The following is an 11,375-nucleotide window of genomic DNA, read 5'->3' on the forward strand; positions in this document are numbered from 1 at the left end:
TCTCAAAGTTCAGCCTTAAATTGTTTCTTGGGATTGCTGAGTGTTGGCTGAGATCGCATTTGCTGGCTGCGGCTTTTACCAGCGCTCAAAGGTGTCGAGACTCGTGCCTCGAATCGCCCTGGTAACCATGCGGCCGTAGCCGGGATAGTTGTAGCGGCTTAGCCATCCCCAATTGTCATTCGCTCTTTGAACAATGGGAATCCCGCTTTGCGATGTGTTTAGGGTGAAGGATGAGGGATTGTTCCCATCAACAACGCAGATGCTGCTGGCCCATGCCAGACCGCTGAGGGTTGCTCCGTTGGGGCGAATAGTACCCGTTGGTAGATACAGCAGCGCATAGGGCAGGTTGTCATCTTTGAAACTCAATGACCTCACCTTGGTGTTGCAGGCGTCTGCGGGTGCTGATCCACCACTGGCCATGATCACGAGCTGCTCAGGATTTCCATTGCAGGTTGTACTACCTGGATTCACGTTGCAAAGCTTTGCTGAACCTGAGAGTGTGATTGCGCGTGAAAAATTTGGATCGGTTGGATAAGCAATGGGCTGCTCCAAATGCAGGACAACCGATCTCGTGTCTGTTGTTTCGATTAAGAGTTTTTTGTTGCTTAAGTTGATGTGATCAAGATAAACATGGCAATCGAATTTTTCTGATTGGCTGCAGAGGATATTGGTCTTTAGGGTGATGACTGATCCATCAGGATCAATCTTGATCCCTTCCTCTTCTAGGGTTCGGAAGTCTCCTGAATCAGTGATGCCATAGTCACCTATGTCGGTTTTATCAGCATCACGCACGCAGACCGCTTCACTGCAGGGAAGTGCTGGATACTGAATTTCTGTGATGCCATCTTCTTCGACATCGTTTAGACCATCACCATCTCGATCACCAGGCGCTGGGGCGCTGTCATCAAAACTCCACATCCGGATCGTGTTGCCACCACTGCCTGTGGTTGTGTCTTTAACAGGATCTTTTTCGAAGAGGTTGGATGGTGGCATTCCGCTGACGCCCCTTCTTGTCGTATTGATATTGATTGGCCAAACCTGATTGTCTAGGCTTTTGCCTGCCAGTTCAGCATTGCTCGAGCTCACATCAGCGAGTAGCGCTGAATCGCTGCAGCCACTGGCATATTGTGTTGCGAGGTAATTTCCGGGTGTATTCGTTAAATAAAAGATGTTGCCAGGTCCATTAATTTCAGTGTCGTTTAAGCGGAGGTTGTGACCGCTCATCACACTCCAGTCTCCAGCGCCGGCAACTTTTGAGCTCACATAAAGAGAACGGCGTAGCAAGGCTCTAGCCATGACTGTTTCTCCACGGCTGACTATTCCTTCAATATAAAAAGTGCCTTCACCATTGCCTGCTGTTGCCGTGGTGTTGTAACTACGCAGCCGGTACGCCACTTGGATGTCATTACTGCCTCCATCATTGCGCATATCTCCTTCACTTATTAATACGTTTGGTGCTTGTGACTCTGTTTGCGCTGGGTATGCTTTGGTGTATTTGGTGACTGGTGTGCAGAGCTCCACCAATTCATAATCATCTGTATTGGGTTTTGCCCAGCCCCACTGTCCTTCGCTGTTGTTAAGCGAAAGAAGGAATCCTGTGTAGTTGTTACGGTCATCGCGGTTGATATCGCTAATGATCCGGTTGAGGCCATTGAGTGCTGCAGACTCGGCCATCTGTTGATAACTTTCTGAGGCGCCAAGTTTGCGTGCCATGATCTGGCGAACCATTAAGCCTGTGGTTCCAGCCAGCAGAACCGTTCCCATCAACATGGCAATGACCATGGTCATGCCTTCTTCGCTTTTTGCGGTGGTTAGCTGATTCGATCTTTTGTATTTGCTGGGAAAGGTGTGTTTCTGCATGACTTAGCTGCAATTTAGTGTGTCTGCGATTTCGGAGAGTTTTCCACTTTTTATGTCGCTTGCCCCGTTGCTGATATTGAAGCAAGATTTGATAGAAAACCCATACTCTGTGCAATCATTGGCATTCTCTGCACATGGGTCACTCTTACCTCTATCGACCACCCGTGTTGCGATCAGTGTGTACACTGAATTTGCAGGCCCTGTGATTGAGAGATCGTAAATTGAGTTTGGAAGTGTGATTGGTGTATTGAGTTTGCCTGTTGCTGGGCCATTTTTTGTCATGACGACTGCAATACTCGACAAATCATCCCAGCTGGATGGTGTCTCTCCCGTTTTATCAATAAATGCACTGATGATTGGAGGAATTGCTGAAATTGTGGATTTTGCATCAAACAGCTTGGCTTTGTTGTTGTGATTTACGTAATTTGGATATGCAACACTGACTAGTACTCCAACGATTGCTGTAGTGATTGTTAGTTCTGCAAGGCTGAAGCCATTTTTGATCCGCCATGCTTTTGGTGAAGGGATTTTTTTGATCATGAGAGTCATTGCATTTCCCGACTTGATTGATGCAGGTGTGAGTTTTAATCCCCTGCCTCATTGTTTAGGTTTTATTCGTTGACTGTTTTGCTTGTTAAATTTGGCTGATTTTAGAAAACTTATGTTATCAGGCAACATCTGTATGCTGCCTGATGTGTCATTACACCTCTGAAAATTTCATATTGCCGTCTAAAAACTGCACTTTTATGTTGCACTTTTTACCCTCGGCTAACTTGATGTCGGGTCCGCAGCTTACTGTGCCCGCTAGATCTGCTGGTATCACTTCTCCTGTGTAATTGATGTCAACTGTTGGAGCAGATGTTTTCGCTGTGGTGCCATGGCAGTCTTTGTCTATGCCCTTTGCTTTTAGATTGGCTGAGTATGTATCAGGCCAAGGACCATCCATTTTAATAGAGCTTGAACATTCTTGTGCAAGTCCGATGAACTCTCCAATTCGTGCTGTGGCTTCTGATTTCTCTTTTACGCCTAAAAATTGTGGTAGTGCTGTTGCTGAGAGTACGCCGACGATTACAATTGTAATCATTAATTCAATTAAGGTGAAGCCTTTTTCGGCAAGATTCTTGTCTTTCTTGCGGTTGAGAATGGAAAGCTGAAGACGGCTGTTCAGTGTGCTCATGATGTTCAATAAATGAATTTTGAAATGGCACCTTTGTGCTCATGAATCCACTATCTCCTGATTGATTGGTGCTTAGGCAAGAAAAGGGCTAGATCTTTCTGAGAAGTTTCTTAGGGCCCTTTCTCCCTCTAGATTTGCTGTCCTTCTCTTCGCCGGGGAATGCTTCACCCAGCTGTGTTTGAACCCTTTGAGTTGTTTGTTGGTTTGTCGGCCAAGATCACAGGCTGGCTTCGTGTTGCCCCTAGCGCTTACCGCTTCAGCGGTGTTGCTGCTGGGGAGTGCTTCGATTCATACGCTCAGCCTGCAGAAGCGCTTGCGGAGTAATGCCTCTCATCAGCGTGAACGGGTCGCTGATCAGTTGCGCGCTGCGGCGCAGGCCTTTGTTGTTGCTACCGGTGGGCATGAAGCCTGTTTGCTGCAGTGGCCATCACTGGACTGGCCTGCTGCCGTTCACGCTTGCGATGCATCCGATCCCTCCCAGCTGAGCCGTGGTGAGGTGGGCGAGATGCAATGGTCCCTGCTCGATTGGTCTCCCTTAGGGGAAAAGGGGTCGCTGCGATTGCAGTTAGCGGATGGCCGAATTGGCCGTTTCTGGCTTGCACTTGATCCTCTTGCTCCTGCGGTAATCGGCATCAGTGAGGTGCAGCTTCAGGCCCGAGTTCCTCAGCTGGAGGCTGATTGATGAGCTTGCTTGAAGTGGTGGTCTCATCGGTTGTGTTGGCTGGAAGCAGCGGTGCTGCTCTTGGAGTGTGGAATCAGGCTGCCACTGAAATTCGACGCGCCACTCAGTTTGAGGAGTTTGCTCTTCAGCTGGAGACGGCGCGGATCGCGACTGAACGTTGGCTTCAGTTGGATGCAGCAGCGTCTGACGTGATCGATTCCAGTTCGCCTGATTGCAGATTTAACCCTGAAGCCTTAGAGGCAGCCGTTGCCGAGCGTTTGCCGCTTGGATCTGAGCTGAGCATGCGCTGGAGTGCCGATCCGCAGGGTCTTGGCCATTGGCTCGAGATCAGTGCACCTTCTCAGCAAGCAACACCTCCCTTAAGGAGACGTTTGCTGTTGTCGCCTGCGGCCTATGGCCTCTGCAAGAGAGATGAGGTGAGCGCATGAGCTTGATCGAGCAGCTGATCGTGGTGAGCTTGGTGGGTATGTTGGCGTCGATCCCAATCGTGACCGGCCGCAGCGATCGTGATCAATTGCAGCTGGATGCCAGTGCGCGCCGCTTGCAGGTCGGTTTGGACCGGGCCCGCAGCATGGCTCGGCGAGAGCAACGAGCATGTGGACTTTCCCTAAGCGAGGAAGGATTTGTGGCTCCTGATGATGGGATCCTGCCTGCTGCCATTCCTGCCTGCCCTGAGATGGGGATGGCCTTGCAGGAAGGGTTTGAGCAGGGGCCGATTGTTTTGAATACCAACCTGCCGGCGGTGTTGCGCTTCACCGCCAACGGTTTGCTCTTGGATGGCGGGATTGCGGTGCTTAGCCATCAACGCCTAGCGAAAGCGCGTTGTTTGGTGGTGAGCTTGCCCTTAGGCGTGAGCCGGATTGGTTCCTATCAGGCTCCCCTTCCCTCTGATGGAGGACGTCTTTTGAGTAGCCGTTGCCTGCCTGATGGCGCCTCGAGCTAAGCCGATGATCAAGCGAATGAATGAAACAAGCGCTGAGAGAGGCTTCACGTTGATCGAACTGCTGCTGTCGCTCGGCCTTGGCAGCCTGCTGTTTGTGGTGATGCTGCAGCTGATCGGCGCTGATTTGCGCCTTGGCAACAGCATGGCGAGCCGTTTGCGTGAATCAGCGCAGCAACGCCGCACCTTGGAGTTGATTCGTGATGAGTTGGCGATTGGCTCTGGCTGGGAGGTGGATCCTGTGACTTCCGATCAATGGCCCTGCGGCATGGCCGGCCGTCAGCCGGTGCTCGCGATTGGGCTGGATGGCAGCAAGTCTCAGGGTTCTGCTCCAACCATTGTTTACAGCGTGGGCGCTGCGCCCTCACCCATTTGGCGCGGCCAGGTGTTGATGCGCTGCGGGCCCGCCTACGGCCTTGATGGTGTGATCAGACCAGGGGGCACAGCCCAAAACCGCGTTCTTATTGATGGCTTACCCAAAGACGATTTGGGGTTTCAAGTCCGCCAGGATCCTCATTCCAAGGTGCTGAATCTCGCGTTGGAACAGGAAGCTGATCGTGGCTCCAAACGCCTTCGCTCTGCTGCCGTGTTCTGAATGAAGTGCTTTCTCCTTAATCGTTGAAATAGACCTTGATTCTGATCTTCACCCAGCGTTTGTAAGGAAACACTCTCCAGAACCGCCATAACCCCTAGGCCAGCAGCCAGCCAAATAGGCCCACCACCAGTCCTACGAGGAATGAACTCAACCAAATGCTGATTGGTTGGAGTTTGCAAGTTTTTTGAGGCCTATTTACTCGACTCTAGGTATGTGCCCAGTGCAGGTCTTGCCTTTTCACACCAGCATCAGGCTGCATCGATTCCTTCTGCTTGTTCAAGCTTTTCAGCTGCAGGTATAGGCATGCATAGGAAGTAGGCTTCCACGCTCGTGGCCGCCAGGGCCAGAAAGAGATGATCAATCCAGCCGTTGCGCACCCCCATGCCCATGAAGGCAATCCAGGTGTTGATCACCACCATCACGCTTAGGAACGTGCTCAAAATGAAGCTAATAAAATGATTGAGACGTTTGCGTTGGGTCCAGAGACTCACTAACAAGGGCAGCAAGATCAGGGTGGACGTCGCATGCAGGATTTGCATGCTCAGATCGCTATGAAGATGGGGAGTAATCGCTGCCCATAAATTCACGGGAATCAGCAGGGAACAAAACACCAAGTAATAGATCATCATGAGGCTGAACTTGCTGTTGATGCTGGTTTTGGAAGGATGACAGAGAAGCAGCTTCCCTCTCCTTCTTTGCTTTGAACGCACACTTGTCCGCCCATCGCAGACATCAGGAGCGCGACAACAGAGAGCCCGAGACCGGTGCCGCTGCTGCCTGAGCTGTTTTTAGCCCGATGAAAGCGCTTAAAAATATGGGGGAGATCACTCTCTGGAATGCCGATTCCTTCGTCTTTCACATCGATGGCGATGCCATCTGGATGAGAACGAAGAAGCAACCAAATGAGAGAGCCTTCTGCGGAGTATTTGGCAGCGTTATCGATTAAATCCAAGAGAACTTGTTGGAGGCGACCCGGGTCAGCCAGAGCCTCACTGTTTTCATCAGCAGGAATGTTGTTGAGCACTTCAAGCCTGCGATCGGTGAGATTGCTTTGGCTGAGATCAGCCACTTTCTCGACCAATGGCCCAAGGTCCACCACTTCTTGGTTGAGTTGCAATTGGCCGGAGTCCCCTCGCGAAAGGTCGAGGAGATCGTCGAGAAGCATGCGCATGCGAATGCTTTCCTCTTCTGCGGTTTTCAGTCCGCGACGTTCATCGTCGCTTAACCCCTGGCTGCGCTTGATCGTGCGGTGCAGATACCCCTGAACAATGGTGAGCGGTGTTCGCAACTCGTGGCTCACGGCACTCACAAAGCGACGCTGATCATTCCAGGACAGGGCCAGCCGTTCCATTAAGTCGGAATAGGTTCTTGCCAGTTGGCGCACTTCCTTCGGTGCTGCCGTCATCTCTGGAATCGGATCTTGATTGAGGGTGTCGGCGGTGAGGGCGGCACTGCGTTCGCTGAGTTGCAGCAGAGGCCTCACGATCCGTCTCACCATCACGGTGATCGTGACCAGGGAGAGCAACATCGATCCCACCCCGATCAAGATCATCCAACCCAAAAATTCGTTTTGGATGCGGCCCGCGTCAATCGCTTTGGCACTACTCCAAAGCCGTTCCCCTGTGGGATAGGAGCGGCCAAGCAACGTGAGGTAATCCTCGTCTTCAACGCTGATCAGCCGAGTTTTGGGATCCTGTTTGTGAGCCTGCATGGTGGCTCTCATCATCTTTTGGGGGATGGCGATGGGGCCCACCGTTGGCAGCACGACGCGTCCATCTGCCAGCTCAATCCAGAGGGTGGTGCGCACGCTGGAGTGATCGCGTAGCTCCTGGCGCACTTCCTCCTCAATCGTTGGGCTCCAATCGCGGGCTGAATGGCCTTGGCCGAGGTGCCGATGGGCCACCAGGTTGTTGTTCAGATGGTCCGCATTGGCCTGCAATTCCGCTTCTCCGTTGCGGATTTGATTGCGATTACTCAGCCAAAGCCCTGTTGTGGTGGCCCCTGTAAATCCGATCAGCACGGCGGTGTAGGTGGCCAGCTGAAGTTGGCCCTCAAGGCTGCCAAGAAGTTTTGATCGCCAGTTGGACCCAGATGCCACGAAATCGGTCCTCAGCGTTCATGCCTATCTTCTTGCGATTTTGGCAGCTGGACCAGGGAGAATGAAACCCCTAGCGCGTTCTCTTGCCTTGAGTTTTGCGGTCTCTCCCTTAGGCATTGCACGGCCCACCCTCTCGGCTCGCATGGCCCGATGGGGGCTTGTGATTGTGGGGATCTACATCGCTGTTGCCCTGCTCACGCCTGTGTTGATCAGCGTTGGCTTCCTTCCGGATCCCAATGCCGGGTTGGACAATGCGATCTATGCACCGCCGTCTCCGCAGCATTGGTGTGGCACCGATCGGCTCGGCCGCGATGTGTGTGTGCGCACACTGCAGGGGAGTGGTGTGGCGCTTCAAGTGGTGCTGCTGGCCGTTGTTCTTGCCTTGGTGGTGGGAGTGCCGGTGGGCATGATCAGCGGCTACCTGGGCGGCGGGGTCGACCGGGTGCTGGTTCTACTCATGGACACCCTTTACACCTTGCCGGTGTTGTTGCTGTCTGTGGTCTTGGCGTTTCTGCTGGGCCGAGGGATTCCCAATGCAGCAGCAGCATTGTGTGTGGTGTACATCCCCCAGTACTTCCGGGTGGTGCGCAATCAAACGGCCCAGGTGAAATCGGAGCTGTTCGTGGAGGCAGCACAAACCCTTGGGGCCGGTCCCATCTGGATCCTGCGGCGCTACCTGTTCCGCAATGTGATCACGTCAGTGCCTGTTTTGCTCACCTTGAATGCTGCTGATGCGGTGTTGGTGCTTGGAGGCTTGGGCTTTCTCGGTCTGGGCCTGCCAGAAACGGTGCCGGAATGGGGGAGTGATCTCAATTTGGCCCTTGCGGCGGTGCCCACGGGCATCTGGTGGACGGCCCTCTACCCAGGATTGGCCATGTTTGTGCTGGTGCTGGGTTTGTCCTTCCTTGGTGAAGGACTCGAGTCTTGGGTGAGCAGTACGGGGCGCGACGCGGCAAACTGAAAACACTTGGTGTCTTGCGCATGACGCTCTGGGCCACATTGATGTTGCTTGGGCTGATGACCTACCTGTGGTTGGCGGGGCGCAGCAATCCCGATGACGTGATTGGTCTTTTAGAGCAAATCCTGGCCATCACCCTTGGCTTGGTGGTGCTGTTCATCGGACGCAGTTTGTTCCTGGAAGTGCTGGTGCTGGTGTTTGCCCTGCGTTTGCCCGCCGCCCGTCGCAACCATCCTGTGGCGGCTCGCTCCAAGGCTGGAAAAGACATGTTGATGCCCTTCTGATTGTCCTGATCGAGGTCAGATTTTGATTAGCAGCGCAGTTTTGCGTTGCGTGGAAGCTCTTCCTGAATCTCCCCCTCCGCGTTGAGGGTTGGATAAGCCCTTTCTTGTTCGCGGCACCACAGGGCAACGTCGGGATAGGCCCATTCGAACAACAGATCGTCGTAGTTCTCTGCTGGGATTCCCTCCCCATCGGAGGGCGCAAGTCCTGCCGCTTCACGCTGTCGCAGTGCCTCAAACAACAGGGTGGCGGTGGCCACCGATACGTTGAGCGACTGCACCATGCCGCGCATCGGGATGAACACGTCCGTGTCCATCAGCTTGGTGGCGTTTTCGCTGAGTCCCCATTTCTCTGCGCCTAAAACAAAGGCGCTGGGACCGGTGAAGTCGCAGTCGCGGTAATCCACCGCATCCACGCTCAGATTCGTGCCATACAGGTGAAAGCCCCTGTCTTTCAAGGTTTGAACGGCTGCCTCGATGTTGGGGTGGTCATGCAGGGGCACCCAGCGTTGGCTGCCTTGGGCCGTGCTGTTGTAGGTGCGCGAGCGGCCACTGAGGCTCACGGCATGGGCTTCCAGCACGCCAACCGCATCGCAGCTGCGCAGGATCGCAGAGAGGTTGTGGGGTTTGTCCACGTGCTCGACCAGAACGGTGAGGTTGGCCATGCGTTGGTTTAAGACCGCACGCAACCGCTCGAAACGACGGGGAAGGATGGGCATGGCGCATCGTTCTCTATCCCTGAGGGTATGGGATGCCGCTCTCGGTCACATCCAGACGCATCACGGTGCTGGTTCAGTCATCGATTCCCCGTTGGTTTGCAGAACGATGGAGTTGTTGCTTCTCACTCCATGAAACGCGCCGGGTTCGCTGTTGCTTTGATGTTGATGTCGGCGGCGGCTGCCGCTACTGCTGCTACTGCACCTGCTTTTGCAAGGCCGAAAAATATCTATGACGCTCAATCTGCCTATGTCGATCAGCGGTATGGCGGTTCAGCTCGCGATCCTTGGGTCGGTTCCAATCGTGATGTCTACGTGAACAATCAAGACACCAATAGTTGCCTGGAAGGCAGTGTGATCGGCGGCTTATTGGGCGCTGGCCTTGGGGCCGCCTTGTCACGGGGCAACGGCCGCTGGGTGGGTGTTCCCGTTGGTGGTGCCGCCGGAGCTCTGCTGGGATGTCAAGTGGATGGAGGTTGATCCACTCAGCGATCCCCGGTAGAACCAAAATTCGCTCCCAAAATCGCCGCTTGCAAGAGGGTTTGCATTTTTTGCAGATCCTCTTGCTCATAGGGCTCCCCGCCTGGCCAACGTTCAAGTCGGTAAGACACTGCATCGAGTAAAAGTCGGAGATCTGCTGGGCTTAAGGACAGATCAATCCGTATATCACCATTGTCCTGTGTTGTCATAAAGAAGAAAAACTAAATGCATGTTTAAGAGATTTTCGGAATGTAGTTGAATCGTGTTCGCAACACACTTTTCTTTTGCTGCGAATCAAAATTGAAAAGTTGTTTTAATGACTGCTCCAAGATTGTTCAATGTTTTGTTGGTTCCATTGTCGGATTGTCGTCCCGCTTCGCCGCCTACTTGCCAGCCGTAGAAGACTGCTGGAGTGATGGCAATGTTGTCCGTGATTTGCCAGCGATACCACGCCTCCCAGAGAAGATTCGAGTCGTGCACTTGCTCAGAAGTGAGTGAGTTTTTTGTTTTTTTGCTACCACTATTCGTGATGTAGGGGATTTGGCCGATGGCGGTACCAAGCGTGTTCCCTTGATAGAAAGCATCTCTCCATTCCATGCCGAGCATCCATGACTGAACTTCGGGTTTATTGGCGAGTTGGTATGGCGCGCGCTCCAGCTGGGTGAAGCCATAGCCAAAGCTCAACGAAGGGATCCATCCGTTTTGTTCTGGTTGCCAATACCCACTCAATCCAATGTTGTTGGAACTATTTGTTGGATAGTCTTCGTTTGGCTGTGAGATTTCTACCGCTAAAGGTGTGCCGCTGGGCAGAGATAGATTTTGGCTGTAGGCATAAACAGCGGCTAATCCCCATCCTCCACCAATCAATGGTAGATGTTCTCCAGTGATGGCCACTTGATTGGTCCATGTTGAGCTTGATGCAGCTGTGCCTATGCCGCCAGAATTTGAATAAAATTGCCCATATCGTCCGGATGAGGTGTACAGGTCTCCGCCTGGAGTTGAGTTGCTAACACCAGAGTTTCCTGAAATGTAGCTGCTACTGAGTTTCAGCCAGTCCCTCCCTAAAACGTTGTCTAGTGTGATTCCCAAGGATCCGCCGCGAGGATTGAAGTTGTAAGCACCAGGAGCTCCAGCGAAAGCAAAGGCCATCAGGATGGGCTCGGTGGTGTAAACACTTGGCCAGATCGCCAGCATGTTTGGGTCGCTTAGGGCGACCATCGGCCCTAAGCCGATGTTGATGTTTTTGCCTATAGGAAACGAATACGTAAGGGCATCGATTCCTATAATATTTGCAGCTGCTGGCTCTTGATAGGCTGCAGCAAGAACATTGCTTAGTAAGTATTGATTAGCGAATGAACTGTTTTGGAAATTTGCTCCGCGCAATCGAACATTCAATAAATCTTTTCCTGTGAAGCTTGTTTGAACGCTCAAGTTCACGTTGTAATTGAAGGTGGTGGCACCGTTGATACGGTTGCCATTTGCGGCAGACCACGTATCAAATCCGTTGCTTCCGAAGTAGTGATTTGCGCCGAGCACGAAGGTGGCTACACCCTTCAGTTTGGTGGTGGTGGAGAACTGCGTTGCTTCC

At 52.8% G+C, this 11,375-nt stretch carries 16 protein-coding genes; 8 read left to right on the top strand and 8 right to left on the bottom strand.

All coding sequences use genetic code 11. The features are described 5' to 3' along the window. Positions 1 to 75: 75 nt before the first annotated feature. From DXY38_RS02415 to DXY38_RS02425, 3 genes are all read right to left on the bottom strand, one after another. Positions 76 to 1,788 (bottom strand): hypothetical protein, encoded by a 1,713-nt coding sequence (locus DXY38_RS02415; RefSeq protein WP_136988010.1) that lies wholly within the window; start codon positions 1,786 to 1,788, stop codon positions 76 to 78. Between the two features lie 75 nt (positions 1,789 to 1,863). Then, entirely contained in the window at positions 1,864 to 2,400 is a 537-nt protein-coding gene (locus tag DXY38_RS02420; protein ID WP_170952826.1) for a type IV pilin protein, read from the bottom strand. A 160-nt stretch (positions 2,401 to 2,560) separates the two neighbouring features. Next, entirely contained in the window at positions 2,561 to 3,037 is a 477-nt protein-coding gene (locus DXY38_RS02425) for a prepilin-type N-terminal cleavage/methylation domain-containing protein (RefSeq protein ID WP_115070331.1), read from the bottom strand. A gap of 232 nt (positions 3,038 to 3,269) precedes the next feature. On the opposite strand from DXY38_RS02425, the gene DXY38_RS02430 reads away from it, so the two are divergent. Genes DXY38_RS02430 through DXY38_RS02445 form a run of 4 tightly spaced genes read left to right on the top strand, consistent with a single transcriptional unit; the run spans position 3,270 to position 5,254 of the window. Next, on the top strand, positions 3,270 to 3,719 hold the full coding sequence (locus DXY38_RS02430; RefSeq protein WP_115070350.1) for a hypothetical protein: 450 nt from the start codon (positions 3,270 to 3,272) through the stop codon (positions 3,717 to 3,719). Beyond that, the gene (locus tag DXY38_RS02435; protein WP_115070332.1) at positions 3,719 to 4,147 is read left to right on the top strand and encodes a hypothetical protein; all 429 of its coding nucleotides are present in this window, start codon (positions 3,719 to 3,721) and stop codon (positions 4,145 to 4,147) included. Before DXY38_RS02430 ends, DXY38_RS02435 begins: the two co-directional genes overlap by 1 nt. Next, positions 4,144 to 4,662 carry a GspH/FimT family pseudopilin gene (locus tag DXY38_RS02440; protein WP_115070333.1) on the top strand — a complete coding sequence of 173 codons (519 nt, stop codon included), beginning with the start codon at positions 4,144 to 4,146 and terminating at the stop codon, positions 4,660 to 4,662. Before DXY38_RS02435 ends, DXY38_RS02440 begins: the two co-directional genes overlap by 4 nt. Positions 4,663 to 4,678: 16 nt before the next feature. Beyond that, the gene (locus DXY38_RS02445; protein WP_371410981.1) at positions 4,679 to 5,254 is read left to right on the top strand and encodes a prepilin-type N-terminal cleavage/methylation domain-containing protein; all 576 of its coding nucleotides are present in this window, start codon (positions 4,679 to 4,681) and stop codon (positions 5,252 to 5,254) included. A gap of 248 nt (positions 5,255 to 5,502) precedes the next feature. Here DXY38_RS02445 and DXY38_RS02450 read toward each other — a convergent pair whose 3' ends face one another. Beyond that, positions 5,503 to 5,880 (bottom strand): hypothetical protein, encoded by a 378-nt coding sequence (locus tag DXY38_RS02450; protein WP_170952827.1) that lies wholly within the window; start codon positions 5,878 to 5,880, stop codon positions 5,503 to 5,505. After that, on the bottom strand, positions 5,880 to 7,352 hold the full coding sequence (locus tag DXY38_RS02455; RefSeq protein WP_115070335.1) for a sensor histidine kinase KdpD: 1,473 nt from the start codon (positions 7,350 to 7,352) through the stop codon (positions 5,880 to 5,882). The genes DXY38_RS02450 and DXY38_RS02455 overlap by 1 nt, the downstream gene beginning before the upstream one ends. Positions 7,353 to 7,413: 61 nt before the next feature. Between DXY38_RS02455 and DXY38_RS02460 the strand changes: the two genes are divergently transcribed. Together DXY38_RS02460 and DXY38_RS02465 are read left to right on the top strand one after the other, a co-directional pair. Continuing rightward, positions 7,414 to 8,313 carry an ABC transporter permease gene (locus DXY38_RS02460; protein ID WP_115070352.1) on the top strand — a complete coding sequence of 300 codons (900 nt, stop codon included), beginning with the start codon at positions 7,414 to 7,416 and terminating at the stop codon, positions 8,311 to 8,313. Between the two features lie 20 nt (positions 8,314 to 8,333). Further along, positions 8,334 to 8,594 (top strand): hypothetical protein, encoded by a 261-nt coding sequence (locus DXY38_RS02465; protein WP_115070336.1) that lies wholly within the window; start codon positions 8,334 to 8,336, stop codon positions 8,592 to 8,594. Positions 8,595 to 8,620: 26 nt separating this feature from the next. Here the strand turns inward: DXY38_RS02465 and trmH are convergent, their stop codons facing one another. Continuing rightward, positions 8,621 to 9,310, bottom strand: a complete 690-nt coding sequence (trmH, locus tag DXY38_RS02470) for a tRNA (guanosine(18)-2'-O)-methyltransferase TrmH (protein WP_115070337.1) — start codon at positions 9,308 to 9,310, stop codon at positions 8,621 to 8,623. Between trmH and DXY38_RS14060 the strand changes: the two genes are divergently transcribed. Then, the gene (locus tag DXY38_RS14060; RefSeq protein ID WP_256359562.1) at positions 9,309 to 9,443 is read left to right on the top strand and encodes a hypothetical protein; all 135 of its coding nucleotides are present in this window, start codon (positions 9,309 to 9,311) and stop codon (positions 9,441 to 9,443) included. The two genes, trmH and DXY38_RS14060, sit on opposite strands and share 2 nt — an antisense overlap. Continuing rightward, positions 9,440 to 9,787, top strand: coding sequence for a glycine zipper 2TM domain-containing protein (locus tag DXY38_RS02475; protein ID WP_115070338.1), 348 nt, complete (start codon positions 9,440 to 9,442; stop codon positions 9,785 to 9,787). The genes DXY38_RS14060 and DXY38_RS02475 overlap by 4 nt, the downstream gene beginning before the upstream one ends. A 5-nt stretch (positions 9,788 to 9,792) precedes the next feature. On the opposite strand, the gene DXY38_RS02480 is transcribed toward DXY38_RS02475, so the two are convergent. Both DXY38_RS02480 and DXY38_RS02485 read right to left on the bottom strand, forming a co-directional pair. After that, a complete protein-coding gene (locus DXY38_RS02480; RefSeq protein WP_115070339.1) occupies positions 9,793 to 9,996 on the bottom strand; it encodes a hypothetical protein in 204 nt (67 codons plus the stop codon). 85 nt (positions 9,997 to 10,081) lie between these two features. Continuing rightward, on the bottom strand, positions 10,082 to 11,375 hold a 1,294-nt coding region (locus tag DXY38_RS02485), incomplete at its 5' end, for a carbohydrate porin (protein WP_115070340.1).

The sequence above is a fragment of the Synechococcus sp. UW179B genome (assembly GCF_900474245.1).
Taxonomy (GTDB): domain Bacteria; phylum Cyanobacteriota; class Cyanobacteriia; order PCC-6307; family Cyanobiaceae; genus Synechococcus_C.

Excerpts from the sequence above, each read along its gene's own strand:
- DXY38_RS02440 (WP_115070333.1), top strand. The coding sequence starts at position 4,144 with ATGAGCTTGATCGAGCAGCTGATCGTGGTGAGCTTGGTGGGTATGTTG.
- DXY38_RS02450 (WP_170952827.1), bottom strand. The coding sequence starts at position 5,880 with ATGATCTATTACTTGGTGTTTTGTTCCCTGCTGATTCCCGTGAATTTA.
- DXY38_RS02435 (WP_115070332.1), top strand. The coding sequence starts at position 3,719 with ATGAGCTTGCTTGAAGTGGTGGTCTCATCGGTTGTGTTGGCTGGAAGC.
- DXY38_RS02460 (WP_115070352.1), top strand. The coding sequence starts at position 7,414 with ATGAAACCCCTAGCGCGTTCTCTTGCCTTGAGTTTTGCGGTCTCTCCC.
- DXY38_RS02415 (WP_136988010.1), bottom strand. The coding sequence starts at position 1,788 with ATGACCATGGTCATTGCCATGTTGATGGGAACGGTTCTGCTGGCTGGA.
- DXY38_RS02480 (WP_115070339.1), bottom strand. The coding sequence starts at position 9,996 with ATGACAACACAGGACAATGGTGATATACGGATTGATCTGTCCTTAAGC.
- DXY38_RS02445 (WP_371410981.1), top strand. The coding sequence starts at position 4,679 with ATGAATGAAACAAGCGCTGAGAGAGGCTTCACGTTGATCGAACTGCTG.
- DXY38_RS02425 (WP_115070331.1), bottom strand. The coding sequence starts at position 3,037 with ATGAGCACACTGAACAGCCGTCTTCAGCTTTCCATTCTCAACCGCAAG.
- DXY38_RS14060 (WP_256359562.1), top strand. The coding sequence starts at position 9,309 with ATGGCGCATCGTTCTCTATCCCTGAGGGTATGGGATGCCGCTCTCGGT.
- trmH (WP_115070337.1), bottom strand. The coding sequence starts at position 9,310 with ATGCCCATCCTTCCCCGTCGTTTCGAGCGGTTGCGTGCGGTCTTAAAC.
- DXY38_RS02465 (WP_115070336.1), top strand. The coding sequence starts at position 8,334 with ATGACGCTCTGGGCCACATTGATGTTGCTTGGGCTGATGACCTACCTG.
- DXY38_RS02420 (WP_170952826.1), bottom strand. The coding sequence starts at position 2,400 with ATGATCAAAAAAATCCCTTCACCAAAAGCATGGCGGATCAAAAATGGC.
- DXY38_RS02475 (WP_115070338.1), top strand. The coding sequence starts at position 9,440 with ATGAAACGCGCCGGGTTCGCTGTTGCTTTGATGTTGATGTCGGCGGCG.